We start from the raw sequence: 25955 nt of genomic DNA on the forward strand, positions 1-25955 counted from the left end.
CCAGCGTTTCCTCATCGATGTCGCTCGTTCCTTGAGTGTCGATCATGACGCTGACCGGCTCGGCGACGCCGATCGCGTAGGCCAATTGGACGGTGCACTTGCCCGCCAGGTTCGCCGCGACGATGTTTTTCGCCACGTAGCGCGCCATGTAGCAGGCGGAGCGGTCCACTTTTGTCGGATCTTTTCCGGAGAACGCGCCGCCGCCATGCGCGGCCATGCCGCCGTAGGTGTCGACGATGATCTTGCGGCCGGTCAGGCCCGCGTCGCCCATCGGGCCGCCGACCTCGAAGCGGCCGGTCGGGTTGACCAGCAGGCGGTAGCCGGCGGTCTCGATGTCCAGACCCTCCAGCTCCGGCGCGACGACATGGTCGGCCACGTCGGGGGCCAACAGCGTCTTCAGGTCGATGTCCGCGGCGTGCTGGCTGGAGACGACGATCGTGTTCAGGCGGACCGGGCGATCGCCTTCGTACTCGATGGTGACCTGGGTCTTGCCGTCCGGCCGCAGGTACGGGACGGTGCCGGACTTGCGGACCGAGGACAGCCGCTGCGCCAGGCGGTGGGCCAGCTGGATCGGCAGCGGCATGAGCTCGGGGGTGTCCTCGCAGGCGTAGCCGAACATCAGGCCCTGGTCGCCGGCGCCCTGCCGGTCGAGCTCGTCGTGGCCCTCGCCCTCGCGCTCCTCGTAGGCGGAGTCGACGCCCTGGGCGATGTCCGGCGACTGCGAGCCGATCGAGACCGAGACGCCGCACGAGGCGCCGTCGAAGCCCTTCTTCGACGAGTCGTAGCCGATGTCGAGCACCCGCTCCCGGACGATCGTCGGGATGTCGGCGTAGCCCTGGGTGGTGACCTCACCGGCCACGTGCACCTGGCCGGTCGTGATCAACGTCTCGACCGCCACGCGGCTGCGCGGGTCCTCCTTGAGCAGCGCGTCGAGGATCGAGTCGCTGATCTGATCGGCGATCTTGTCCGGATGGCCCTCGGTTACCGACTCCGAGGTGAACAGACGACGGGACACAACGCTCCTCAAGGACAACTACTGGACGCGCAAAGTGTACCGGCGCACCGGTGTCAGGGGCCCGAGGTGGGTGTGGGCGTCCCGCCGGAGCCCAGGGGGTCGACGAACGTGCCCTGCTTGCCGGCGTCGACCCAGGCCAACCAGGCGTCGATGAACTCCTTGGCTTTGGCCTCCTCCGTGGTGCCGTCGGAGGCATTGCCGGGCTTGCCCACCGAGTAGACGACCTGCCCGGGCGCGTCGCTCGAGGCGTCGCGGGCGACCAGCGCGGGCGCGCCCAGCCCGACCTTTGAGGAGTCGTTCCACAGGAAGAAGCTGTTGATCCCGTCGTCCTTCGCGGCCCTGATCTGCGCGGCGACGTCGTCGGAGGAGTACAGGATCGGCCAGCTGAAGTTCTGCAACCACGGCTGGATCCGGCAGTTGGTGCCGATCACCAGCCGGTTGAAGTCCATCAGCGACCGCTTGACGATGTCGTACGGCTGATGCACCGGGGAGGACACCGAGTACTCCCCGGAGTTCCAGTGGGACGGGTAGATCATCGGCGAGACGAAGTCCAGGTACTTCGCCAACTGCGGGATGTCCTGTGCCACCAGGGTCGGGGCGAACGCGGAGATGCCGAAGACGGCGGCGCCGGCCGTGGCGCCTGCGGCGTGGATCCGGCCGGCGGCGGTCCTCACGAATGCGGTGATCGCCTGCACGGGGGTCTGCGAGCCGATGCCCGGGTACACCTGGCCGGTGTTCTCCGGCTTGCGGACGTAGTCGTACATGATCCCGTCGAAGCCGGCCTTGGCGGCTTCCTCGGCCAACGCGACGTTGTACTCGATCACGTCGGGGTTGGCGAAGTTCGTGAATGCCGCGGTGCCGTACGTGCCCGCGTTGTAAGCGCCACCAGAGGTGTTCTGGATGACGTAGTCCATCTTCTGGTTCTTGACCGCCCACCGGGCCAGGCGCGGGTCGCGGAAGGTCACGATGCGCCCGATCACCTTGGCGCCGGCGGCGTGGATCGTGGACACGGCCTCCTTGATGTCGAAGCGCTTCATCACGGTGCCCGCCGCCACGGCCAACGGCACCTGCGAGTCGTAGCCGACGATGCCGTCCTCGTCCTTGATGTCCAACTGGACCGCGTCGAGCTTCTTCTCCTTGACCAGCTCCAGGATCGGGTCGCGCAACGTCGGCTCGGCCCAGCCGAACGAGGTGATGTGCGCGGCGCGCACGCCGAACGCGCCCGGCGCGGTCCCGGACGGAGCCGCGGTGGGCGAGGCGGTCCGGGATGCCGAGGCGGTCGGCGACGGGGCGGCGCTGCCGGGCGCCGGACCGGCGGTGGTCGTCTTTCCGGTCAGGCCGCACGCCACCAGCGGCACGGCCAACGAGACGGTCAACAGCAGTGCGCGTCCGGACTTCCTCACCGATGCCCCCGATCAGCCCGCAGTCGCGCGGCCGCACGACCGTGGGCGTCACGATGACCCATCGGCAGATCCTGCGGCCGGCACCACGCGGCACCGTGGAATTTTGCCCGCCGCCGGCCGACCCGTCAGGAGTTCGCCGTCAGGAGACGGAAGCCGCGAGCTGTTGCGGCCCACGCACCAGCCGGCCGGGAAGCGCGTCGGTCGGTTCGCCGTCGACGTAGGTCTCGAGGCCGGCCACGAACGTGTGGCGGTATCCGGTCGCCGGCTGCAGGAAGCGCCGCCCGCCGGCAGGCAGGTCGGCGTGCATCCGCGGGGCCCGCAGCGCCAACTTCTCGAAGTCCAGGACGTTGATGTCGGCCCGGTAGCCCGGGGCCAGCACGCCGCGGTCCTCCAGCCCGACCAACCGGGCCGTCGCGGCGGTCTGCCGCGCGACCAGCCACTCGACCGGCAGGCGACCGGACGGCCGGTCCCGACCCCACCAGTACAGGAGGAACGTCGGGAACCCGCCGTCGCAGATCGTGCCGACGTGGGCGCCGCCGTCGGAGAGCCCGGGCACCGCGCACGGGTGCACGAGCATCTCCCGCACCACGTCGAAGTTCCAGTTCAGGTAGTTCGCCGCGGGCAGGTACAGCAGGCCGCGGCCCTGCGCGGTGAGCATGACGTCCAGCGCCATCTCCTCCGGGCTGACCCCGGCGGCGGCGGCCCGGTTGGCGATGCTGGCCGAGGCGGGCGGCTCGTAGTTCGGCGGGTCGCCGAGTTCGACCAACCGGTCGTAGCGGGTCACCATGCTCCCGCCGAGCTTGTCGGAGCCGGCGTTGGCCGCGGTCAGCAGCCGTTGCCGGAACGCCGGGTCGCGCAGCGCGACCACCTGGGCGGCGAGGTCCAGCTCCGCGATCTCGGCGAAGACCGGGTTGGCGACGAACGGGTGCAGCGTCGCCTCCAGGCCCATCATCAGGCCGATGGCGCGCGGGGCGACCTGGGCGGTCAGCTGCACGCCGGCGGCCCGGGACCGGCCGATCCGGTCGAGGATCGCCAGGTACGGCACCTTGTCGTCGGGCCTTGCGAAGGCCAACTGCTCGGCCAGCGTGAACGACAGCGGCCGGCCGGACGCGGCGGCCATCCGGTGGATCAGCTCGAACTCGGCGTCGACGTCGGCGAAGTCGGACAGCAGTTGCATGACCCCGCTGCCGGCTGCCTTGAGCCCGGCCGCGATGCCGACGAGTTCGCTCTCCGAGGCGGTCAGGGACGGGGTCGGCTCACCGGTGCTGGACTTGTGGTTGGTGCTGCGCGAGGTGGTGAAGCCCAGCGCACCGGCACGCACCGCCTGCTCGACCAGCTCGGCCATCTCGGCGATGTCCGCGGCCGTGGCGTCCTCGCCGGCCGCGCCCCGGTCGCCCATCACGTGGACGCGCAACGCCCCGTGCGGCACCTGCGCGGCGACGTCGATGTCGTGCGGCAGGGCGTCGAGGGCGTCGAGGTACTGCGGGAACGACTGCCAGGTCCAGGGCAGACCCTCGTGCAGCGCGGTCCCGGGGATGTCCTCCACGCCCTCCATCAGCGCTATCAGGCGGTCGTGCTCACTGGGCCGGACCGGGGCGAAGCCCACCCCGCAGTTGCCGAACACGACCGTGGTGACGCCCTGCGGCGAGGACGGGGCCAGCCGGTTGTCCCAGGTCGCCTGGCCGTCGTAGTGGGTGTGCACGTCGACCCAGCCGGGAGCGACCAGCAGGCCGGCCGCGTCGATCTCCCGATGGCCGCGGCCGGATACCGTGCCCACCTCGGCGACCCGGCCGTCGCGCACCGCGACGTCCGCGGTTCGCAGCGCTCCCCCGGTGCCGTCCGCGACGGTCCCGCCCCGGATGACCAGGTCGAAGGTTCCGTTGTGTTCGGCTGACATCTCGTCCTCCATGGTCGCCTGGGGTTGTCGACGGGCCTGATGCGGCGTCAGATCGTGGGCAGCCGGGCGACGACCAGGTCCCAAACGACGTGGGCCAACGCGGTCTTCGGGCCGTTCGGCACCTCGGTGGTCGAGCCGTCGAGGCCGAGGACCACCGCCGCGTTGTCCGGGGTCCCGAAGGCCCGACCGTCCCCCACCTCGTTGACGACCAGCAGGTCGCACCGCTTCTTCGCCAGCTTGGCCCGGCCGTGGTCGAGCACGCTGTGCTCGGCGTCGCCGGTCTCGGCGGCGAAGCCGACGATCACCTGACCGATGCGCGGCCGGTGCTCGCAGAGCTCGGCCAGCACGTCGGGGTTGCGGACCAGTACCAGCGGCTCCGGTTCGGTGTCGCCTTTCTTGATCTTGGCGCCGGCCACGGCCTGCGGCCGGAAGTCCGCCACCGCGGCGGCCATCACGACCGCGTCAGCATCAGCGGCCGCGTCGCGGACCGCGGCTCGCAGCTCCAGCGCCGTGCCCACCCGGACGACCTTGACCCCGGCCGGGTCGGGCAGCTCGCAGTTGGCCGCCACCAGGGTCACCTCGGCGCCGCGGGCCACCGCTGTCGTGGCCAACGCGTAGCCCTGGAGCCCGGTGGACCGGTTGCCGAGGAAACGGACCGGGTCCAACGGTTCCCGGGTGCCGCCGGCCGAGATCACGATCCGCCGAGCCGTCAGATCGACCGGCGCGCAGCCACGCGCCAACAGCTGCAGCGCAGCCGCATGAATCTGCTCCGGCTCCGGAAGCCGGCCCGGTCCGGTGTCGGCGCCGGTCAGCCGGCCCGACGCGGGGTCGAGCACGACCGCGCCGCGACGACGCAGGGTGGCGACGTTCTCGACGGTGGCCGGGTGCTCCCACATCTCGGTGTGCATGGCCGGGGCGAACAGCACCGGGCAGCGGGCGGTCAGCAGGGTGGCGGTGAGCAGGTCGTCGGCGCGACCGGCGGCAGCCCGGGCCAGTAGGTCCGCGGTCGCCGGGGCCACCACAACCAGGTCGGCCTGCTGCCCGAGGCGCACGTGCGGCACCTCGTGGACGTCCTCGAAGACCTCGGTGGCCACCGGCTGCCCGGACAACGCGGCCCAAGTAGCGGCACCGACGAAGCGCAGGGCCGAGGCGGTCGGTACGACCCGGACGGTGGCTCCGGACTCGGTGAAGCGGCGCAGCAGCTCGCAGGCCTTGTAGGCCGCGATGCCGCCCGACACCCCGAGCACCACGCGGGGTGCGGTCGCCGACATCCACTGACTCCGGTCGGCTTACCTGTCGGGCGGTTCGATCGGCTCGGACGTCAGCAGGCCGGCGTTGATCTCCCGCAGGGCGATCGACAGCGGCTTCTCGTGCATGTGGGTGTCGACCAGCGGGCCGACGTACTCGAGCAGGCCCTCACCGAGCTGCGAGTAGTAGGCGTTGATCTGCCGGGCGCGTTTGGCGGCGTAGGAGACCAGGCTGTACTTCGAGTCGGTGGCCTCGAGAAGCTCGTCGATCGGTGGGTTGGTGATGCCCTCGGGAGCGGCGAACGTTCCGGACACGCGTCAACCCTTCGATAAAATGAACACAGCAGCAGCTCAGCCCTGTGCCTTGGAGTGATTCAGCACAGCGGGAGTTGAGTCAAGGCTAACAGTTCGGCCAGCACCGCGGAGACCGACGTGTTCACCAGCGTCACGTCGAACTCCGACCCGGCGGCCAGTTCCGCACGGGCCACCTCCAGCCGCCGGTCGATCACCTCCTGCGGTTCGGTGCCGCGACCGACCAGCCGGCGCACGAGTTCCTCCCAGCTCGGCGGGGCCAGGAACACCAGGGTCGCCTCGGGCATCGCGGCCCGCACCTGGCGGGCGCCCTGGATCTCCAACTCCAGCAGCACCGAGCGGCCGGCGGCCAGCCGGTCCAGCACCGGCTCACGCGGGGTCCCGTAGCAGTTGCCGGCGAACTCGGCCCACTCGAGCAGATGCCCGTCGCGCACCATCCCGGCGAACTCGGCACGATCGACGAAGTAGTACTCGACGCCGTGCCGCTCACCGGGCCGCGGATGCCGGGTCGTCGCGGAGACCGAGACCCAGAGTTCCGGGGCGGCCTGTCGGACGGCCGCCAACAACGTGCTCTTGCCTACCCCGGACGGCCCGGACAGGACCAGCAGGCGGTTGGCCTTGGGGTTCTCCGGCGACGCGGATGCGTCGTCGGTCAAGAACCGGCGCCGAACTCGCGCTCGAGAGCGGCGATCTGGTTGGTGCCCAAGCCGCGGACGCGACGGGTCTCGGAGATCCCGAGCCGCTCCATGATCTGCTTCGCGCGGACCTTGCCGACACCGGGCATCGACTCCAGCAGTGCCGAAACCTTCATCTTGCCGACGATCTCGTCCTCCTGGCCCTCCTTGATCACGCTGGCCAGCGTGACGCCCGAGTGCTTGAGCCGATTCTTCACCTCAGCCCGCTCGCGCCGCGCAATGGCAGCCTTCTCCAATGCGGCGGCGCGCTGCTCGGGAGTCAGCGGAGGAAGAGCCACGGAGGGTCACCCCAGTTGTTCGATCGGACAACGGCAAGACGACGCGGTCGAAACGGAAGTTAGCGAACCCCCGCGCACACGGGCAACACGAGGTCGAAGAGGCCGTACGGACAACCCCGAAGTGACGCTACCCCAGCGCCGAAGCGTATTCACCTGCGGCCCGTTGTGCAGCATCGGCCAGCGCGCCGGGGTTCGGGCCCGCCCGGAGCACCTCACGCGACACACTGGGCACCACATTGCCCGCAACGGCGCCGAAGATGCGCCGCAGGTCCGCCCCACCGCCGCCCTGCGCGCCCAGGCCCGGGACCAGCAGCGGACCGTTGATCGCGAGGTCCTCGTCGGTCGAACCGATCGTCGCGCCGACCACGACCCCCACCGAGCCCTGCGGTCTCACCCCGAAGTTCTGCCTGCGCACTGCCTCGAGCATCACCCCGGCCACGCTGCGCCCGTCCGGCGCTCTGGCGTGCTGGACCTGCGGACCCTCCGGGTTGGAGGTCAGCGCGAGCACGAACACCCCGCCGTTGTGTGCCGCGGCGGCGTCGAGGAACGGCTGGAGGGACCCGAAGCCCAGGTAGGGCGACACGGTCAGGGCATCGGCGGACAGCGGCGAGTCGGGGTTCAGGTAGGCGGCGGCGTAGGCCGCGGCCGTCGACCCGATGTCGCCGCGTTTGACGTCGATGATGCACAGCAGTCCGGCTGCCCGGGCATCGGCGAGGACGGCCTCCAGGGCCCGGACCCCGGCCGAGCCGAAGCGCTCGAAGAACGCCGATTGCGGCTTGACCACGGCGACCCGGCCCGCCAGCGCCTCCACCACACGCCGGCCGAAGGTCTCCGCGCCGGTTGCGTCGTCCGGCAGCCCCCAGGCGGCGAGCAACTCGGCGTGCGGGTCGACGCCCACGCACAACGGCCCGTGCTCGCGCAGTGCGCCCCACAGACGCTCCCCGAAGGGCTCCATCGAGATTGCCTCCCACCCGGTCGGTGTCGCAATTGTGTCGTGCCGCTCGCCTGGCTAGCCTGCGAGCCTCCGACGTGATCGGCCGGGGAGGCGTCGTGGGTTTGCGGGTGCGTCGGTACGCGCCGCTGCTGGTGGTCCTGCTCTGCGTGGCCCTGGCCGCGGTCGGGGCGCAGGTCTCCGGCGGGCAGGGGTCGATCGCCGCGACCACCCCACGGGTGGCGCTGCCGATGGAGACCTACGTGCTGCCCAACGGGTTGCAGGTGATCCTGTCGCGGGATCCGCACGTCTCGACCGTGTCGACCAACATCTGGTACCACGTCGGAGCCGCGAACGAGGAGCCCGGCCAGACCGGCTTCGCCCACCTGTTCGAGCACATGATGTTCCAGGGTTCGGGCCACATCCCGCACGGGAAGCTGGACCAACTCATCGAGGGCACCGGGGCGATCTACAACGCGTCGACCTCGTTCGACCGGACCAACTACGTGATCGGAAATCTGCCCGCCGACCGGCTCGAACTGGCCCTGTGGGCCGAGAGCGACCGGATGGGCTTCCTGCTCGACGCCCTGACCGCGACCACCCTGTACAACCAGCAGGAGGTCGTCCGCAACGAGCGCCGGCAGAACCGCGAGCAGCGCCCGTACGCGTTGAGCGACGAGGAGAGCTGGCACCAGCTTTTCCCGGAGGACCACCCCTATCACGCCGCGGTGATGGGCTCGCACGCCGACATCCAGGCCGCGACCCTGGACCGGGTGCGGGCGTTCTTCCACCGGTACTACGTACCGAACAACGCGTCGTTGGTGATCGCCGGGAACTTCGACCCGGACCACGCGAAGGCCTGGGTGAGCAAGTACTTCGGGCCGATCCCGCGTGGTCCCGAGGCGGCGGCGCCGAACATCGCGATCCCGCACATCAGCGCCGAGAAGGACGTCACGCTGACCGACAAGGTCGACCTGCAACGGGTCGAGATGGCCTGGCTGACTCCCCCGGCGTTCGCCCCGGGCGATGCGAGCGGCGACGTGGTCGCGCAACTGCTGGCCGGCTCGGAGTCCGGCCTGCTGTACCGGGACCTGGTCCGCGACCGGAAGATCGCGCAGTCGGTGTCGGCCTCGCAGTTCTCGCTGGCCCACCCCTCGATCTTCTCGATCACCGCGGTGGCCAAGCCTGGCCACACCGCGGCCGAGGTCGAGTCCGCGATCGACGCGGACCTGGCCGCGCTGCGGACCGCCGGGCCCTCCGACGCGGACCTGACCCGGGCCCGCACCACCCAGGTCGCCGCGGCCGTACGTGCCATGGAACCGATCGGCGACTTCGACGGACGGGCCGACACGATCAACCGCTACGTCTTCTACACCGGACGGCCGGACTACCTGCAGGCCGACATCGACCGGCACGCGGCGGTCAGCACCGCGGACGTCCAGGCCTTCGTCACCGGCCAACTACGGACCGACGGCCGAGTCGTGGTGACTACCCTGCCCGGCCCACGGGTGCTGCCGCCGGACCCGCCCGCGCCGCCCGCTCCCCCGGTCGCACCGCTCGCCGTCTCGACGACCGAGCTGTGGCGAAACTCGGTCCCGGACCCGACGCCGGCACCGCCCGTGGACCTGCCCGGCGTGCAACGGTTCGTCCTGAGCAACGGCCTTCCGGTCTATCTGGTCCACCTCGACGGGCTGCCCCTGGTGACCGCCTCGATGGTCACCCGTTACGGCAGCGCCGCCGACCCGGTCGCCGAACCGGGTATGGCCCAGTTCGCCGTGAACATGCTGCGGCAGGGCGCCGGCGACCGCGACGCGGCCGCGATCGCCGCCACCGTCGACGAACTGGGCGGCAAGCTGACCTCCGCGGCGCACCCGGACTCCAGCGCGGTGACCCTGGAGACGTTGAGCGGCCAGGCCGGTCCGGGTCTGGATCTGCTCTCCGACATGGTCCGGCGCCCGACGTTCGCGGACGACGCCATCGGTCGGGTGCGCGACGACCTGAAGGTGCAGCTGACTGCGGACTCGGCGAAACCGGCCACCGCTGCCTACGGTCTGATGCGCCGTCAGGTTCTCGGGTCCGATCATCCGTACGGGCATCTGTCGACCGGTACGGCCGCCGGACTGGACGCGATCGACCACGCCGAGTTGCAACGGTTCGCCGGGGCGGCCTGGACACCGACCACCAGCGCGCTGGTGCTCGCCGGCGATCTGACCCAGGCGACCGCCCAAGGCCTGGCCCAGCGGACCTTCGGCTCGTGGCAGGCCGGCGCACCGGTGCCGCCGGTGCCCGGACCGGGTACGCCGTCGCCGGATCACGTCGTCGTGAAGGACGTCCCGGGGGCGACCCAGACGGCGTTGGAGATCGGCCAGCCGGGAATGGCCCGCACCGACCCGAGCTACGAGGCCACCCTGGTCGGCAACAAGGTCCTCGGTTCGCTCGGGTTGTCGAGCCGACTGGATCTGAACCTGCGTCAGGACCACGGCTGGACCTACGGATTGTTCTCCACGTTGGCCGCCACTCGCGGGGTCGGCTGGTTCGACATCTCCGGGTCGGTCGAGACCGCGCACACCGGGGAGTCGATCCAGGAGATCACCAAGGAGGTTCAGCGCATCCGCGACGAGCCGGTGACCGCCGACGAACTGCGGCGCGGCAAGGACGCGATCATCGGCGGGATGCCGGCGCTGTTCCAGACCTCAGCCAAGGCCGCCGAGACCGCCGCGGACCTGTTCGCCCTCGGCCTGCCCGAGGACTTCTACGCGGGCCTTACCGACCGCGTCGAGGCCGTCACAGTCGACGCGGTCTCGGCCGCGCTGGGACATCTGCTCGACCTGTCCGCGTGGCGCATCGTCGCGGTCGGCGACCGGGCCGCGATCACCGACCAACTCGCCTCAGCCACCGGGGCCACCCCGGTAGTCGTGGACGCACAGCCCGATCATCGATGATTGAGGAGTCATTTGGCGCCCGGTTCGTCCGGGTTTCGTGACGCCCCGCGTATGAGAGAACAACGCTGCGATCATCGATGATCGGAATTGCTCAGCGGTTGGCGGCGGCTTTCGCGATGCCGCGCACCAGGCCGGGGCCGTGGTAGACCAAGCCCGTGTAGATCTGCACCAGCACGGCGCCGGCGTCGAGCATCCGCATCGCGTCGTCGGGACAGGTGATCCCGCCTACCCCGACGACCGGTAGCGCGCCGCCGGACTCCGCGGTCACCAGACGGACCACTTCCAGCGCCCGGTCGCGCAGCGGGCGCCCGGACAAGCCACCGGCCTGCTCGGCGCGGGTGACATCCGCGTCGTCCAGGCCGTCGCGAGCGATCGTCGTGTTGGTCGCGATGATCCCGGCGACCCCGCGGGCCGAGCAGACCTCGAGGACCTCGCCGAGTGCGGCGTCGGTCAGGTCCGGCGCGATCTTCACCAAGAGGGGCTTCGCGCCGCCCGGGCCTGCGGCCGCGACGGTGTAGCCGCGCAGTTCGCCGAGCAACTCGTCCAGGGCGTCGCGGTCCTGCAACGAGCGCAGCCCCGGGGTGTTCGGCGAGCTCACATTGACAGCCACGTAGTCGGCGTAGGGCAGCAAGAGCTTCAACGAGGCCAGGTAGTCGGCGGTGGCGTCGGCGACCGGGGTGATCTTCGACTTGCCCAGGCTGATCCCGACCGGGATCGGACCCCGGCCGAGTTCCTCCAGTCGCCCGGCCATCGCCTCGGCGCCGGAGTTGTTGAAGCCCATCCGGTTGATGATCGCCTCGGAGGACGTCAGCCGGTACAGCCGCGGCCGCGGGTTGCCGGCCTGCGCGTGCCAGGTGACGGTGCCCACCTCGACGAACCCGAACCCCAGCGCCGCCCAGGCCGGGATCGCGACGGCGTCCTTGTCCATCCCGGCCGCCAGCCCGACCGGGTTCGGGAAGGTCAACCCGAACGCCTCGACCGGGGCCTGGGCCCGCGGGACGTGGCTCAGCGCCGCCCGGAGCCCAGGGGTACCGCAGGCCCGCTCGAGGGTATGCAGCACCCGGGCGTGCGCCGCCTCCGGGTCGCCGGACCCGGTGGCGAACAGCACCCGTCGCGCGAGGCGCTCGTAACCGGCGCTCAACACCGTCATCGCGCCCGGGAGGCGTTCAACGCGGCGGCGTACTCCTGCAGCGAGCGGACCCCGATTTCGCCGCGCAGCAGCGATTCGATGCCCTGCACCGCGGCCGCCAGGCCGGGGACGGTGGTGACGCACAGGGTGTTCGAGCCGACCGCGGCGGTGCGGATGTCCCACCCGTCGACCCGGGAACCCACCCCGAACGGCGTGTTCACGATGATCGCGATCTCGCCGTTCTGAATGCGCGTCACGATCGTCGGTTCGCCCTCGGGCCAGGCCTCGGTGGCCGGCCCGGGGCCGTGGTGGCCCTTGCGGACCACGGTGGCCGGGACCCCGTTGCGGCGCAGGACATCGGCAGTGCCACCGGTCGCGAGGATCTCGAAACCCAGGTCGTGCAGGCGTTTCACCGGGAAGATCATGGCCCGCTTGTCGCGGTTGGCCACCGAGACGAACGCCGCGCCCTTGCTCGGCAGCGACCCGTAGGCACCGGCCTGCGACTTGGCGAACGCCGAGCCGAAACTCGAGTCGATGCCCATGACCTCGCCGGTCGAACGCATCTCCGGGCCGAGAATCGTGTCGACATGCTCGCCGGAGGCCGTCCGGAACCGGTTGAACGGCATCACCGCTTCCTTGACCGCTACCGGCGCGTCGAACGGCAGGTCGGCGCAGTCGCCGCGCGGCGGAAGCAGGCCCTCGACCCGCAACTGCGGGATCGTCGCCCCGAGCATCACCCGGGCCGCTGCCTTCGCCAGCGGGGTCGCCGTCGCCTTCGAGACGAACGGCACGGTGCGCGAGGCGCGCGGGTTGGCCTCGAGCACGTAGAGCACGTCGGCGGCGATCGCGTACTGCACGTTGATCAGCCCACGCACCCCGACGCCCCGGGCGATCGACTCCGTGGCCTCGCGGATCCGCTCGATGTCCTTGTTCCCCAGGGTGATCGGGGGCAGGACGCACGCCGAGTCGCCGGAGTGGATCCCGGCCTCCTCGATGTGCTCCATGACCCCACCGAGGAACAACTCGGTGCCGTCGTAGAGCGCGTCGACGTCGATCTCGACGGCGTCGTCGAGGAACCGGTCGACCAGCACCGGGCGGTCCGCGGAGATCTCGGTGGCCCGGGAGATGTAGTCGGCGAGCATCTGCTCGCTGTACACGATCTCCATCCCCCGGCCGCCGAGGACGTAGGACGGGCGCACCAGCACCGGGTAGCCGACCTCGTCGGCGATCTCTTTGGCCTCGCTGAACGAGAACGCGGTCCCCCACTTCGGGGCGGTGAGTCCTTCGGAGGCCAGCACCCGACCGAAGGCCCCGCGGTCCTCGGCCAGGTGGATCGCCTCCGGCGAGGTGCCCACGATCGTGACCCCGGCCTCCTTCAGCGCCCGCGCCAGGCCCAGCGGGGTCTGGCCACCGAGTTGCACGACCACGCCGACGATCTCGCCGGCGGCAGCTTCCGCGTGCACGACCTCGAGCACGTCCTCCAACGTCAGCGGCTCGAAGTACAGCCGGTCGGAGGTGTCGTAGTCGGTGGAGACCGTCTCCGGGTTGCAGTTGATCATCACGGTCTCGAAGCCGGCCTCGCGCAGCGCGAAGCTGGCGTGCACGCATGAGTAGTCGAACTCCACGCCCTGCCCGATGCGGTTCGGCCCGGACCCGAGGATGATCACCTTCGGTTTCTGACCCGGCCTCACTTCCGTCTCGCTGTCGTAGGACGAGTAGTGGTACGGCGTGTGCGCCTCGAACTCACCGGCACAGGTGTCAACGGTCTTGAACACCGGCCGGATGCCCAGCGCGTGCCGCACCCCGCGGACGACGGCCTCCGGCATCTTCCGGATCTCGGCTATCTGGGAGTCGGCGAAGCCGTGCCGCTTGGCCAATCGCAACAGGTCCGGGTCGAGCTGCTCTGCCGCGCCCAACTCGCCGGCGACCTCGTGCAGCAGCAACAACTGGTCGACGAACCAGGGGTCGATCTTCGTCGCGTCGTGGACCTCCTCCGGGGTCGCACCGGCCCGCAGCGCGCCGACCACGTCGCGCAGCCGCCCGTCGTAGGCCGTCGAGATCTTGTCGAGCAGCAGGGCCTTGTCGCCCGGCTCGCCGGCCCAGGACAGGGTCGCATCGCGTTTCTCCAAGGAGCGCAGGGCTTTCTGCAGCGCCTCGGTGAAGTTGCGGCCGATCGCCATCGCCTCGCCGACGCTCTTCATGTGCGTGGTGAGTCTGGGGTCGGCCTGCGGGAACTTCTCGAACGCGAACCGTGGCACCTTGACCACGACGTAGTCCAGCGTCGGCTCGAAGCTGGCCGGGGTCACCTGCGTGATGTCGTTGCGGATCTCGTCGAGGGTGTAGCCGATCGCCAACCGGGCGGCGATCTTCGCGATCGGGAAGCCGGTCGCCTTCGACGCCAGGGCCGAGGACCGCGACACCCGCGGGTTCATCTCGATCACTATCAGGCGGCCGGTCGAGGGTTCGACGGCGAACTGGATGTTGCAGCCGCCGGTGTCGACGCCGACCGCGCGGATCACCTCGATCGCGACGTCGCGCATGCGCTGGTACTCGCGGTCGGTCAGGGTCAGCGCGGGCGCGACGGTGATCGAGTCGCCGGTGTGCACTCCCATCGGGTCGAGGTTCTCGATCGAGCAGATCACGACCACGTTGTCGTTGCGGTCGCGCATCAGCTCGAGCTCGTACTCCTTCCAGCCGAGGATCGACTCCTCCAGAAGCACCTCGGTGGTCGGGGAGGCGGCCAGGCCGGAGCCGGCGATGCGGCGCAGGTCGGTTTCGTCGTAGGCCATGCCGGAACCGGCGCCGCCCATGGTGAACGACGGGCGGACGACCACCGGGTAGCCGAGGTCCGCGACGGCCTTGAGGCAGTCGTCCATCGAGTGGCAGATCGTCGACCGCGCGGACTCGGCGCCGATCCGCGCGACGATGTCCTTGAACTTCTCGCGGTTCTCCCCGGCCTCGATCGCGGCGACGTTGGCACCGATCAGCTCGACGCCGAACTCCTCCAGCGTCCCGTCGGCGTGCAGGGCCATCGCGGCGTTCAACGCGGTCTGCCCGCCCAGGGTCGCCAGCAGGGCCTGCGGCCGCTCCTTGGCGATGACCGCGCGGACCATTTCCGGGGTGATCGGCTCGACGTAGGTGGCGTCGGCGAACTCCGGGTCGGTCATGATCGTGGCCGGGTTGGAGTTGATCAGGCTGACTCGAATCCCCTCCGAGAGCAGCACGCGGCAGGCCTGGGTGCCCGAGTAGTCGAACTCGCAGGCCTGACCGATGACGATCGGCCCGGACCCGATGACCAGGACCGACGAGATGTCGCCCCGCTTAGGCATGCGCGTGCTCCAACTTCTGACCTGCCATCAGATCCGCGAACCGGTCGAACAGATACCCGGCGTCGTGCGGGCCGGCCGCCGCCTCCGGGTGGTACTGGACCGAGAAGGCCGGGACGTCCAGGCAGCGCACGCCCTCGACGACGTCGTCGTTGAGGCAGACGTGCGAGACCTCGGCACGGCCGTACGGCGTCTCGGTTGCGCCCTCGCGCGGGGCGTCGACCGCGAAGCCGTGGTTGTGCGCGGTGATCTCGACCTTGCCGGTGGTGCGGTCCAGCACCGGCTGGTTGATGCCGCGGTGCCCGAAGCGCAGCTTGTAGGTGCCGAAACCCAGTGCCCGGCCGAGGATCTGGTTGCCGAAGCAGATGCCGAACAGCGGCACCCGGGCATCCAGCACCCCGCGGGCCAGGTCGACCGCGTAGTCGGCCACGCCCGGGTCGCCCGGGCCGTTGGACAGGAAGACTCCGTCGGGGTCGCGGGCGAGCACGTCGGCGGCGGTCGCGGTGGCCGGGACCACGTGGACCTCGATCCCCCGTTGCGCCATGCGGTGCGGGGTCATCGCCTTGATGCCGAGGTCGACGGCCACGACGGTGTACCGCTTCTCGCCGATCGCCGGGACCACGTAGGGCTGGGCGGTGCTCACCTCCTTGGCCAGGTCGGCCCCGAGCATGTCGGGCGACTGGAGAACCCGGGCCAGCAAGGCGTTCGCGTCGTCCTCGACGCTGGACACCCCGACGCGCATCGCGCCGGCATCGCGCAGGTGCCGAGTCAGCGAGCGGGTGTCGATGCCGCTGATCCCCACCACCCCGTTGGCGTCCAGGTCGTCCTCGAGCGATCTGACGGACCGCCAGTTCGACGGCACCCGAGCCGGGTCGCGGACCACGTACCCGGCGACCCAGATCCGGCGGGACTCCGGGTCCTCGTCGTTCACCCCGGTGTTGCCGATGTGCGGCGCGGTCATCACCACGACCTGCCGGTGGTACGACGGGTCGGTCAGCGTCTCCTGGTAGCCGGTCATGCCGGTGGAGAACACCGCCTCGCCGAACGTCTCCCCGACGTGGCCGTAGGCCGCACCGTGGAAGGTCCGGCCGTCCTCGAGCACCAGCAGTGCAGGTCGCTTGCCGTACCTCATACGAGCTTCCCGTCCAGCACTGTCGGCTTGCCCCTCAGGAATGTGGCGTACACGGTGCCCGGCAGGGTCCGACCGCGGTACGGGGTGTTGCGACTGCGCGAGGCCAGGGCGTCGCGGTCCACGGTCCAGGTGGTGCTCGGATCGTGGAGCGTGAGGTTGGCCGGGGCGTCGACGGCGATCCCGCGGCCGTGCCCGTCGACCCGGCCGATGCGCGCCGGACGCACCGACAGCCGATCGGCAACCCCGGCCCAGTCGAGCAATCCCGTGTCGACCATGACCTGCTGCACGATCGACAGCGCGGTCTGCAGGCCGAGCATGCCCATGGCCGCCGCGCCCCACTCGCAGTCCTTGTCCTCATCCGCGTGCGGAGCGTGGTCGGTGGCGACGGCGTCTATCGTCCCGTCGGCCAGGCCGGCCCGCAGCGCCTCGACGTCCGCGGCCGTGCGCAGCGGCGGGTTGACCTTGTAGATCGGGTCGTAGGAGGTGACCAGGTCGTCGGTCAGCAGCAGGTGATGGGGCGTCACTTCCGCGGTGACGTCCCAGCCCTTGGCCTTGGCCGTGCGGATCAGCTCCACCGATCCGGCGGTCGAGACGTGGCAGACGTGCAGTCGCGAGCCGACGTGCCCGGCCAGCAGGCAGTCGCGGGCGATGATCGCCTCCTCGGCGACCGCGGGCCACCCGGCAAGCCCCAACACTGCCGAGCACTCGCCTTCGTTCATCTGGGCGCCCTCGGTCAGCCGTGGCTCCTGGGCATGCTGAGCAACGACCCCGTCGAACGCCTTGACGTACTCCAGGGCGCGGCGCATCAGCAGCGCGTCGGACACGCAGTGCCCGTCGTCGGAGAAGACCCGCACCGCGGCCGGGCACTGCGCCATCGCCCACAGTTCGGACAGTTGCTGCCCGGCCAGTCCGGCGGTCACCGCGCCCACCGGACGGACATCGGCGTGGCCGTACTGCAGACCGAGGCGCCAGACCTGCTCGACCACCCCGGCGGTGTCGGCGACCGGCGAGGTGTTCGCCATCGCATGCACCGCGGTGAACCCGCCGAGCGCGGCCGCCTGCGTGCCGGACTCGACGGTCTCGGCGTCCTCCCGGCCCGGCTCCCGCAGGTGGGTGTGCAGGTCGACCAGGCCCGGCAGTGCGATCAGGCCATCGGCGTCGATCACGTGGGAACCGGCCGCCGAGACGCCGAGGCCGATCTCGACGACTCGACCGTCGGCGACCAGCAGATCGGTCGGGTCACCGCCGAGTGGACGCACACCCCGGATCGTGAACGACTCGCTCATGCACCTTCCCTGTCGTCAGCGATAAGTGACGCTGCCTCAGATTCGTCGCGGCCGCTGTCCTGATCTTTCTGTTCGGCTCTGCCGATGGCGGGCTCGCTGCCGGACAGCAGCAGGTAGAGCACCGCCATGCGTACGCTCACGCCGTTGGTCACCTGCTCGACGATCGTGGAGCGCGGCGAGTCGGCGACCGCCGCGGTGATCTCCATGCCCCGGTTCATCGGGCCCGGGTGCATCACGATGGCGTGCTCCGGCAGCAGATTCATCCGGTTGACGTCAAGGCCGTAGCGCCGGCTGTACTCACGCGCGCTGGGGAAGAACGCGGCGTTCATGCGCTCGCGTTGCACCCGCAGCATCATCACCGCGTCGCACTTGGGCAGTTCGGCGTCGAGGTCGTAGGAGATCGCGCACGGCCAGGCACCCACGCCCACCGGCAACAGGGTAGGCGGGGCGACCAGGGTCACCTCGGCACCGAGCGTGTGCAGCAGCAGCACGTTGGAGCGGGCCACCCGGCTGTGCAGCACGTCCCCGACGATGCAGACCCGCCGGCCGTCGAAGCCGCCGAGCCGCTCGCGCATCGTGTAGGCGTCGAGCAGGGCCTGGGTGGGGTGCTCGTGGGTGCCGTCGCCGGCATTGATCACCGCGCCACGGATCCAGCCGGCCGTGGCCAGCCGATGCGGGGCGCCGGAGTTGAAGTGGCGCACGACTACCGCGTCGGCACCCATCGCCTCCAGAGTCAGCGCGGTGTCCTTGAGGCTCTCCCCCTTCGACACCGACGAGCCCTTGGCGGCGAAGTTGATGACGTCGGCGCTCAAGCGCTTCGCGGCAAGTTCGAACGAGGTCCGGGTCCGGGTGGAGTCCTCGTAGAACAGGTTCACCACGGTGCGCCCGCGCAGCGTCGGCAGCTTCTTGATCGGCCGGTCGGCCAGGCGCGCCAGTTCGGCGGCGGTGTCGAGCACCAGAAGCGCGCCGTCGCGGTCGAGGTCGCCGGCCGACAGCAGGTGGCGTTTCACGAACTCACCTCCGGCGAGGAGAGCACGACGGCATCTACGCCGTCGGTCTCGAGGATCTGCACGTGCACGTTCTCCGACAGCGAGGTCGGCAGGTTCTTGCCGACGTAGTCGGCGCGGATCGGCAGTTCGCGGTGCCCGCGGTCGACCAGCACCGCCAACTGCACCAGGCGGGGGCGGCCGAGATCGTTCAGCGCGTCGAGCGCCGCACGGATCGTGCGGCCGGAGAACAGCACGTCGTCCACGAGCACCACGACCGCCCCGTCGACCCCCCGGGCCGGGACCTCGGTGCGCTCCAGCGAACGGGTCGGGCGCAGCCGCAGGTCGTCGCGGTACATGGTGATGTCGAGAGAGCCGACCGGGATCTCGGTGCCCTCGACCTCGGCGATCCGGGCGGCGAGGCGCTTGGCCAGCGGGACCCCGCGGGTCGGCACGCCGAACAGCACGATGTCGTTGGCGCCCTTGTTGCGTTCGACGATCTCGTGGGCGATGCGCGTGAGCGCACGACGGATGTCGGAGGCCTCCAGGACCTGACGGCCCGAGGCGAGTTGGCCACGTGGGCCTGGCTGTGCTGACATGGCAGATGTACCCCTTCCCCGCCTCTCCGGACGGGTCTTAAAGGGAAACTCTTCGCAATCACTCTAACAGGCGTATACCGGCGCGCCGTCGCACCTCACCAAGCCCGGGGAGATCACCGGTTGACGCGGATGCTAACTCTGCGTAACTTCACACCAGGTAGTGAGAAGCGGTTGTGAACCCGCACACAGCGTGACCTCGGAGAACCAGTTGCCCAGTGAGTACGCCAAGTCCCTCGGCGCCCGACTGCGGGCCATCCGCACCCAGCAGGGCCTGTCCCTGCACGGCGTGGAGGAGAAGTCGCGGGGGCGGTGGAAGGCAGTGGTGGTCGGCTCCTACGAGCGCGGCGACCGCGCGGTGACCGTCCAGAAGCTCTCCGAGTTGGCCGGGTTCTACGGCGTCCCGGTGGCCGAGCTGCTGCCGGGCGGCGCCCCGAGCGGAGCTGCCGAGGCCCCGCCGCGCCTGGTCCTCGACCTCGAGCGCCTTGCCGAGGCCCCCGTCGAGGCCGCGGGCCCACTGCTGCGCTACGCCGCGACGATCCAGTCGCAGCGCGGCGACTACAACGGCAAGGTGCTCTCGATCCGCCAGGAGGACCTGCGGGCGCTGGCCGTGATCTACGACAAGGCGCCCAGCGGCCTGACCGAGGACTTGATCCGGTGGGGCGTGCTCAACGGCGGGTCGAACCAGGCCGAGTGACGCGCCGCAGCGCGCGGCTCAGGCCGACAGCGTCGGCTTGAGCGTGAGAATGCGGGCCAGCAATCCGTTGACGAAGGCCGGTGAGCGGTCCGTGGACAGCTCGGTCACCAGCTCGACGGCTTCGCTGATCGCGACGGCGTCGGGTACGTCCGGCACGAACAGCATCTCGTAGACGCCCACTCGCAGCACGTTCCGGTCGACCGCGGGCATGCGGTCCAACGTCCACTCGTGGGAGTGGGTGGCCAGCAGGTCGTCGATGCGGACCCGGTTGGCCGTCACGCCCTCGACGAGGGCGACGGTGTACTCCCGTACCGGCGGGTCCTCGGCGGCAACTCGCGCGGCGAGGGTCGCCGTGGCATCGGTGCCGCGGACGTCTGCCTCGAAGAGGATGTCGACGGCTCGCTTACGAGCCTTCCCCCGGGCACTCATTCCTCGACCTTCCGCCTGGGTTCGAACAACTTGCGCAGCTGCCGCTCCGGGGCCGCGACGAGTTCGCGCGTCCCCGGTGCGGCAGCGACAACGCTAGCTCTTGGCTTTCGGCTCCTGCTTCGCAGGCGCTGCGGCCGCGGGGGCCTTCGTCGGCTTCGGAGTCGGCTTGGCCGCGGTGGTCAGGTCCATCTTCGGCGGCTTGGTCGGCTTCGGAGTCGGCTTGGCCGCGGTGGTGACGCCCATCTTCGGCGGCTTGGTCGGCTCGGCGGCCGGGCTCTTGGTCGGCTTCGGCTTGGCAGCCGATGCGGCGGACGCCGCACCCGACATGGGGGCCTTCGGCTTCGGGGTCGCCGTGGCACCGGCGCTCGGCGCGGACGGGCCGCCCGGAGCAGTCTCGGCGAACGCGGCGCCGGCCGGGCCAAGGGCGAGGCCCGCGAGCAGCGTCGGGACCAGCAGCAACTTCACAGCCTTCATGGCAGGAGAAACCCTTCTGTCAACTTGGCTAAGGACGCCGGAACCTTATCGGTCCGGATTGACCGGATTGACCGACCGGAGGCAATCGCCCGGTGATCCAAGGAACCCTTACTTGCGCAAGCGGTCGATCTTGCCGTCAGTTCACCCGGCCGGTGTACTCCCCCGATCGGGTGTCCACCTTGACCTTCTCGCCGGTCACGATGAACAGCGGCACCTGGATCGAGGCACCGGTCTCCAGCGTCGCGGGCTTGGTCCCGCTGGTGGACCGGTCGCCCACCAGGCCCGGCTCGGTGTAGCTGATCAGCAGCTCGACCGACGGCGGCAACTCCACGTACAAGGGGGCGCCCTCGTGCACGGCGACGGTCGCCAGCTGGTTCTCCAGCATGTACTTCGCCGAGTCGCCGACGGTCGCCGGCGGAACGGGCAGCTGCTCGAAGGAGTCCGTGTCCATGAACACGAAGTCCTCGCCGTCCTTGTACAGGTACTGCATCTCGCGGCGGTCGACGCTCGCGGTCTCAACCTTGAGCCCGGCGTTGAAGGTCTTGTCGACGACCTTGCCGGACAGCACGTTCTTCAGCTTGGTGCGCACGAACGCGGGGCCCTTGCCGGGCTTGACGTGCTGGAACTCCACCACCGACCACAGCTGGCCCTCGATGTTGAGCACGAGGCCGTTCTTCAGATCGTTCGTCGTAGCCACTGTCGGGACTCTCCAGCATCGGTGGTGAAATGTCGGGCGGCGACGAGGATAACGTGCAGCCTGCACAGGGCTCGCCTCGCGACTGCTCGGGCCGGTTCTCGACCCGACCGGGGAGGATCGTGCACGAGTGCCGAGACGCCGGCGGACCGGACTGGCTGTTCGGTCTCGCGCTCGACCTGGTGGTGCTCGCCCTGGTCAGCGGCGCGATCTGGTACGCCGTCCGTCGGGAGGCCCGGCCCAGCGCCACCGCTCGGCGACCGCGGCGTGGTCGACGCTGGCGGGAGCAGCTCCGGCGGACGGCGGGCCTGATCGCCTCGGTCCTGCTGCTCGAGCACTGGTTGCTGGGGCTCGCGCACGTCAACAGCCCACGACTGGCAGTGCTCGGCGGCTTCGGATTCGCCGTCCTGCTGCCGGTGCTGGCGGTGTCTCGGCTGGCTGCGGTGGCCCGACGCCAACGGCCGGCGATCGCCACTCCGCTGCCCGCCGCCCAGGTGCACGGCCCGATCCGCTGGGCCCTGCCGGCCCTGGTCGTGATCGGCGCCGTCGGGGCGGTGGCAGTGCTCGCCGTGCAGCTGGCGCTGCACCGGTCCTGCTGAGGCCGGTTCAGTCCAGAACCAGCAGTTCTTTCGTGGTCAGCGTGAGCAGTTCCGGGCCGTCGTCGGTCACGACCAGGGTGTCCTCGATCCGCACGCCGCCGAGCCCGTCGAGGTAAACGCCGGGCTCGACGGTCAACGGTGTCCCTGCTTCCAGAGTCCCGTGGGAGGCCGCCGCGAGCAGCGGGGCCTCATGGATCTGCAGGCCGACGCCGTGGCCGAGGCCGTGGCCGAAGTGCTCGGCGTGACCGGCTGCGGCGATGACGTCGCGGGCGGCGGCATCGACGCGGACCACGTCGGCCCCCGGAACCAACGCCTCGCGGCCGGCCCGTTGCGCGGCGAACACCAGGTCGTGGATCTCCACCTGCCAGTCCGTCGGATTCGACCCGACCACGAAGGTCCGGGTCATGTCCGAGTGGTAGCCGTCGAACCGCGCCCCGAAGTCGATCTTCAGCAGGTCGCCGAAGGCGATGCGCCGGTCGGTCGGCCGGTGGTGCGGGATCGCGGAGTTCGCACCCGAGGCGACGATCGACGGGAACGCCGCAGCCTCCGCGCCCTTGTCCAGCATGCGGCGTTCCAGCTCCCGGGCCAGGTGGCGCTCGGTGCGGCCCAGCACCAGCCCCTCGAGCACCTCGGCCAATGCGCTGTCGGCGATCGCCGCCGCGTGGCGCAGCGCGGCCAACTCCCCCTCGTCCTTCACGATCCGCAGCGCCTCGACCAGGTGCCCCAGCGCGACCGGCTCGACCGCCGGAGCCTGCGCGCGGAACTCCGCGTGCGCCGCGACGGTGACGTGATGCGCCTCGAACCCCAGCCGCCGCACCCCGATTCGCTCGGCCTCGAGCAGCAGCGCCCAGGTCGGCGCCCGGTCGACGAGAAGTTCGACGTCGGGGGCCTGGGCCGCGGCCTGCGCGCGGTACCGGCTGTCGGTGCCCAACACCGCCCGGTCCGCGGTGATCAGCAGCGCGCCGGCCGAGCCGGTGAACCCGGTGAGGTATCGGACGTTGACCAGATCGGTGATCAGGGCCGCGTCCTGGTCGGCCGCGACGAACGCGTCGCGCACCCGTTGCCGACGCGCCCCGTGCTGGTCCGGCATGTTCCTCAGAGTAGAGGGCGGAGCCGGGCTCGGCACAAGGTTGACCGACGCGTTGAGCTGACGTTGCGTCAGATCGTCGTGAGCGCCCGCAGGGCCAGCAGGTAGGACTCGACGCCGAAGCCGGCGATCGTCCCGGTCGCAACCCCGGCGACCACCGAGTTGTGCCGGAACTCCTCGCGTTTGGCCGGGTTGGAGATGTGCACCTCGATCAGCGGGGCGCGCAGCTGGGCGCAGGCGTCGCGCAGCGCGTAGGAGTAATGGGTGAACGCAGCCGGGTTCAGCACGACCGGGATGGCTTCGTCCGCCGCCGCGTGCAGCCAGCCGACCAGTTCGGCCTCGTCGTCGGTCTGCCGCACCTCGACGTTCAGGCCCAGCTCGACGCCGGCCTTCCGGCAGATCTCGGCCAGGTCGGCGAAGCTCGTGGCCCCGTACACGTCGGGCTCGCGGGAGCCCAGTCGGCCCAGGTTCGGACCGTTCAGCACCAGGACCTTCATGCACTCACCCGCCGGAACGCCTCGGTGAGCATGGCCTCGTCGGGTTCGGCCGTGATCACCGGTCGGCCCACGCCGTCCAGCACCACCAGGCGAAGTTTGGAGCCCCGCGACTTCTTGTCCAGGTTCATCGCTGACCGCAGCTCCCCCCACCGGTCGGCCCGGTAACGCACCGGCAGGCCGACAGCCTCGAGCACCTTGCGGTGCCGCTCCACCAGCTCGCTCGGGATCCGGCCCTGCAGTGCGGCCAACTCGGCGACGAAGACCATCCCGATGGAGATCGCCGGGCCGTGCCGCCAGCGGTAATCCTCCAGCCGCTCGATCGCGTGGCCGAGGGTGTGGCCGTAGTTGAGCATCTCCCGACCGATGCTGCCGGCGGCGCCGGTCTCCTTGAGGTCGACGGAGACCACGTCTGCCTTCACCTGGATCGAGCGGGTGATCAGCTCGCGGGTGTAGCGGCCCTCCGCCGCGGCGGCCTCGTCCGGCGCGCTCTCGACCCGCTCGAGGATCTCCGGGTCGGCGATGAAGCCGGCCTTGATGACCTCGGCCAGGCCGCTGACCCATTCCGCGGCGGGCAGCGTGCGCAGCACTGCCAGGTCGCACAGCACCCCGGCGGGCGGGTGGAACGAGCCGACGAGGTTCTTGCCGGCGCCGGTGTTGATCCCGGTCTTGCCGCCGACGGCGGCATCGACCATGCCGAGCAGCGTGGTGGGGACGTTGACCAGCTTGACGCCACGCAGCCAGGTGGCGGCCACGAACCCGGCCAGGTCCGTGGTGGAGCCGCCGCCGACTCCGACGACCGCGTCGCTGCGGGTGAATCCGGCCTGCCCGAGCGCGGACCAACAGTGCGCGGCGACCTCGGCGGTCTTGGCCGCCTCGGAGTCCGGGATCTCGATGATCAGTGCCTGGTAGTCGGACCGGTCCAGGTGCTCCCGGATCGCGTTGCCCAGGGCGCGCAGCGGCTGCGGGCAGATCACCGCGACTGACTCGACGTCAGATCCCAGCAGGAGCGGGAGTTCCGCGGCCAACCCGGAGCCCACCAGCACGTCGTAGGGCGCCGGGCCGGCGACGTGGAGCCGGGTCGGTTCACCGCCGCTCATGCCGGGGCCCCTTCCGGCGCCGGTGCGCCGCCCTCGCCCAGAGCCGCCAGCACCTCGGTCACGACGTCGCTGACGCGGCCGTCGGCCGAGATGACGACCTTGGCCACGGACCGGTAGACCGGGCGGCGGTCGTCCAGCAGCGCCTTGAGCGTGGCGCGCGGGTTGTGCAGCAGCAGCGGCCGGTCGCGGTTCAGGCCGACCCGGCGAGCCGCGGTTGACAGGGTCACCTCCAGATACACGACCCGGTGGCCCCGCAGCGCCTGCTGCGTGGCCGGCGTGAGCACCGCCCCGCCACCCAGGGCCAGCACGCCGTCGTGGTCGCGCAGGGCATCGGCGACCGCGGCGACCTCGAGTTCGCGGAACGCCGGTTCGCCGTCGTCGACGAAGATCTGCGAGACCGGCTTGCCGGCCTTCGTGGCGATGTCGCTGTCGGTGTCGCGGAACCCGACCCCGAGCCGGTGCGCCAACGACCGTCCGACCGTGGTCTTGCCCGCACCGGGCGCCCCGATCAGCACGACGCGCGGACTCACGGAGTCCAGCCCAGACCGCGGTCGGCCAGCGAGGCGCGGTAGGCCGCGATGTTGCGGGCAGTCTCGGCGACGCTGTCGCCGCCGAACTTCTCCAGCACGGCGTCGGCCAGCACCATGGCCACCATCGCCTCGGCCACCACCCCGGCCGCCGGCACCGCGCACACGTCAGAGCGCTGATGGTGGGCGACCGACTCCTCGCCGGTGGCGACGTCGACCGTGGCGAGGGCGCGCGGGATGGTGGAGATCGGCTTCATGGCCGCGCGCACCCTGAGCGTCTCACCGGTGGACATGCCCCCTTCGGTGCCGCCGGACTTGCCGGTGCGCCGGCGCACGCCGGGGCGTCCCGGCAGGATCTCGTCCTGCGCGAGCGAGCCGCGGGTGCGGGCGAGCTCGAAGCCGTCGCCGAGCTCCACGCCCTTGATCGCCTGAATGCTCATCAGGGCGGCGGCCAGCCTGGCGTCCAGCTTGCGGTCCCAGTGCACGTGGCTGCCGAGGCCGGGGGGCAGGCCGTAGGCCAGCACCTCGACGACCCCGCCCATGGTGTCGCCCTCCTTGTGGCAGGCGTCGATCTCGGCGACCATCAGCGCCGAGGTCTCCGGATCGAGGCAGCGCACCGGGTCGGCGTCTATGCGCTCGCCGTCGCCCGGCTCGGGGAGCAGCCCAGCGGGCGCCCTGA

25 protein-coding genes are annotated in these 25955 nt (G+C 70.8%); 3 read left to right on the forward strand and 22 right to left on the reverse strand.

Annotated features, from left to right (window positions below; translation table 11 throughout):
- The 8 genes from metK to pyrF form a co-directional block, all read right to left on the reverse strand.
- Positions 1-1015 (reverse strand): methionine adenosyltransferase (gene metK / locus VHU88_23820; GenBank protein HEX3614737.1); only part of this gene is annotated, 1015 nt, incomplete at its 3' end.
- Positions 1016-1068: 53 nt separating this feature from the next.
- Positions 1069-2418, reverse strand: coding sequence for a putative glycoside hydrolase (locus tag VHU88_23825; GenBank protein ID HEX3614738.1), 1350 nt, complete (start codon positions 2416-2418; stop codon positions 1069-1071).
- Positions 2419-2557: 139 nt separating this feature from the next.
- Positions 2558-4315, reverse strand: a complete 1758-nt coding sequence (locus tag VHU88_23830) for an amidohydrolase family protein (protein HEX3614739.1) — start codon at positions 4313-4315, stop codon at positions 2558-2560.
- Between the two features lie 47 nt (positions 4316-4362).
- Entirely contained in the window at positions 4363-5586 is a 1224-nt protein-coding gene (gene coaBC, locus VHU88_23835) for a bifunctional phosphopantothenoylcysteine decarboxylase/phosphopantothenate--cysteine ligase CoaBC (protein HEX3614740.1), read from the reverse strand.
- Positions 5587-5604: 18 nt separating this feature from the next.
- A complete protein-coding gene (gene rpoZ / locus VHU88_23840) occupies positions 5605-5877 on the reverse strand; it encodes a DNA-directed RNA polymerase subunit omega (protein ID HEX3614741.1) in 273 nt (90 codons plus the stop codon).
- Positions 5878-5936: 59 nt separating this feature from the next.
- A complete protein-coding gene (gene gmk / locus VHU88_23845; GenBank protein HEX3614742.1) occupies positions 5937-6530 on the reverse strand; it encodes a guanylate kinase in 594 nt (197 codons plus the stop codon).
- Entirely contained in the window at positions 6527-6847 is a 321-nt protein-coding gene (gene mihF, locus VHU88_23850; protein ID HEX3614743.1) for an integration host factor, actinobacterial type, read from the reverse strand. The genes gmk and mihF overlap by 4 nt, the downstream gene beginning before the upstream one ends.
- A gap of 127 nt (positions 6848-6974) precedes the next feature.
- Positions 6975-7802, reverse strand: a complete 828-nt coding sequence (gene pyrF, locus VHU88_23855) for an orotidine-5'-phosphate decarboxylase (GenBank protein ID HEX3614744.1) — start codon at positions 7800-7802, stop codon at positions 6975-6977.
- Between the two features lie 95 nt (positions 7803-7897).
- Between pyrF and VHU88_23860 the strand changes: the two genes are divergently transcribed.
- Complete coding sequence (locus tag VHU88_23860; GenBank protein HEX3614745.1) at positions 7898-10720, forward strand: pitrilysin family protein; 2823 nt, start codon at positions 7898-7900, stop codon at positions 10718-10720.
- A 91-nt stretch (positions 10721-10811) separates the two neighbouring features.
- On the opposite strand, the gene VHU88_23865 is transcribed toward VHU88_23860, so the two are convergent.
- From VHU88_23865 to pyrR, 6 genes are read right to left on the reverse strand one after another with little or no spacing between them, the layout of a single operon-like run.
- On the reverse strand, positions 10812-11870 hold the full coding sequence (locus VHU88_23865; protein HEX3614746.1) for a quinone-dependent dihydroorotate dehydrogenase: 1059 nt from the start codon (positions 11868-11870) through the stop codon (positions 10812-10814).
- Positions 11867-15178, reverse strand: a complete 3312-nt coding sequence (gene carB / locus VHU88_23870; protein HEX3614747.1) for a carbamoyl-phosphate synthase large subunit — start codon at positions 15176-15178, stop codon at positions 11867-11869. The genes VHU88_23865 and carB overlap by 4 nt, the downstream gene beginning before the upstream one ends.
- Positions 15171-16307, reverse strand: a complete 1137-nt coding sequence (carA, locus tag VHU88_23875) for a glutamine-hydrolyzing carbamoyl-phosphate synthase small subunit (GenBank protein HEX3614748.1) — start codon at positions 16305-16307, stop codon at positions 15171-15173. The genes carB and carA overlap by 8 nt, the downstream gene beginning before the upstream one ends.
- Positions 16304-17593: a dihydroorotase gene (locus VHU88_23880; GenBank protein HEX3614749.1), complete on the reverse strand. Its 1290-nt coding sequence runs from the start codon at positions 17591-17593 to the stop codon at positions 16304-16306. Before VHU88_23880 ends, carA begins: the two co-directional genes overlap by 4 nt.
- Positions 17590-18603, reverse strand: coding sequence for an aspartate carbamoyltransferase catalytic subunit (locus VHU88_23885; GenBank protein HEX3614750.1), 1014 nt, complete (start codon positions 18601-18603; stop codon positions 17590-17592). The genes VHU88_23880 and VHU88_23885 overlap by 4 nt, the downstream gene beginning before the upstream one ends.
- Positions 18600-19178 (reverse strand): bifunctional pyr operon transcriptional regulator/uracil phosphoribosyltransferase PyrR, encoded by a 579-nt coding sequence (gene pyrR, locus VHU88_23890; protein ID HEX3614751.1) that lies wholly within the window; start codon positions 19176-19178, stop codon positions 18600-18602. Before pyrR ends, VHU88_23885 begins: the two co-directional genes overlap by 4 nt.
- A gap of 208 nt (positions 19179-19386) precedes the next feature.
- Between pyrR and VHU88_23895 the strand changes: the two genes are divergently transcribed.
- Complete coding sequence (locus VHU88_23895) at positions 19387-19872, forward strand: transcriptional regulator (protein ID HEX3614752.1); 486 nt, start codon at positions 19387-19389, stop codon at positions 19870-19872.
- An 18-nt stretch (positions 19873-19890) separates the two neighbouring features.
- Here VHU88_23895 and nusB read toward each other — a convergent pair whose 3' ends face one another.
- From nusB to efp, 3 genes are all read right to left on the reverse strand, one after another.
- On the reverse strand, positions 19891-20301 hold the full coding sequence (gene nusB / locus VHU88_23900) for a transcription antitermination factor NusB (GenBank protein HEX3614753.1): 411 nt from the start codon (positions 20299-20301) through the stop codon (positions 19891-19893).
- Between the two features lie 93 nt (positions 20302-20394).
- Positions 20395-20775 carry a hypothetical protein gene (locus tag VHU88_23905; protein ID HEX3614754.1) on the reverse strand — a complete coding sequence of 127 codons (381 nt, stop codon included), beginning with the start codon at positions 20773-20775 and terminating at the stop codon, positions 20395-20397.
- Positions 20776-20911: 136 nt separating this feature from the next.
- On the reverse strand, positions 20912-21472 hold the full coding sequence (gene efp / locus VHU88_23910) for an elongation factor P (GenBank protein ID HEX3614755.1): 561 nt from the start codon (positions 21470-21472) through the stop codon (positions 20912-20914).
- Positions 21473-21591: 119 nt separating this feature from the next.
- Between efp and VHU88_23915 the strand changes: the two genes are divergently transcribed.
- Complete coding sequence (locus tag VHU88_23915; protein ID HEX3614756.1) at positions 21592-22068, forward strand: hypothetical protein; 477 nt, start codon at positions 21592-21594, stop codon at positions 22066-22068.
- A gap of 7 nt (positions 22069-22075) precedes the next feature.
- Here VHU88_23915 and VHU88_23920 read toward each other — a convergent pair whose 3' ends face one another.
- From VHU88_23920 to aroC, 5 genes are all read right to left on the reverse strand, one after another.
- On the reverse strand, positions 22076-23158 hold the full coding sequence (locus VHU88_23920) for an aminopeptidase P family protein (protein HEX3614757.1): 1083 nt from the start codon (positions 23156-23158) through the stop codon (positions 22076-22078).
- A 68-nt stretch (positions 23159-23226) separates the two neighbouring features.
- Positions 23227-23652 (reverse strand): type II 3-dehydroquinate dehydratase, encoded by a 426-nt coding sequence (gene aroQ, locus VHU88_23925; protein HEX3614758.1) that lies wholly within the window; start codon positions 23650-23652, stop codon positions 23227-23229.
- Positions 23649-24749 carry a 3-dehydroquinate synthase gene (aroB, locus tag VHU88_23930; protein HEX3614759.1) on the reverse strand — a complete coding sequence of 367 codons (1101 nt, stop codon included), beginning with the start codon at positions 24747-24749 and terminating at the stop codon, positions 23649-23651. Before aroB ends, aroQ begins: the two co-directional genes overlap by 4 nt.
- The gene (locus VHU88_23935; GenBank protein HEX3614760.1) at positions 24746-25279 is read right to left on the reverse strand and encodes a shikimate kinase; all 534 of its coding nucleotides are present in this window, start codon (positions 25277-25279) and stop codon (positions 24746-24748) included. Before VHU88_23935 ends, aroB begins: the two co-directional genes overlap by 4 nt.
- Positions 25276-25955 (reverse strand): chorismate synthase (gene aroC, locus VHU88_23940; protein HEX3614761.1); only part of this gene is annotated, 680 nt, incomplete at its 5' end. The genes aroC and VHU88_23935, both read right to left, overlap by 4 nt.

Source organism: Sporichthyaceae bacterium (assembly GCA_036269075.1).
Classification (GTDB): domain Bacteria; phylum Actinomycetota; class Actinomycetes; order Sporichthyales; family Sporichthyaceae; genus DASQPJ01.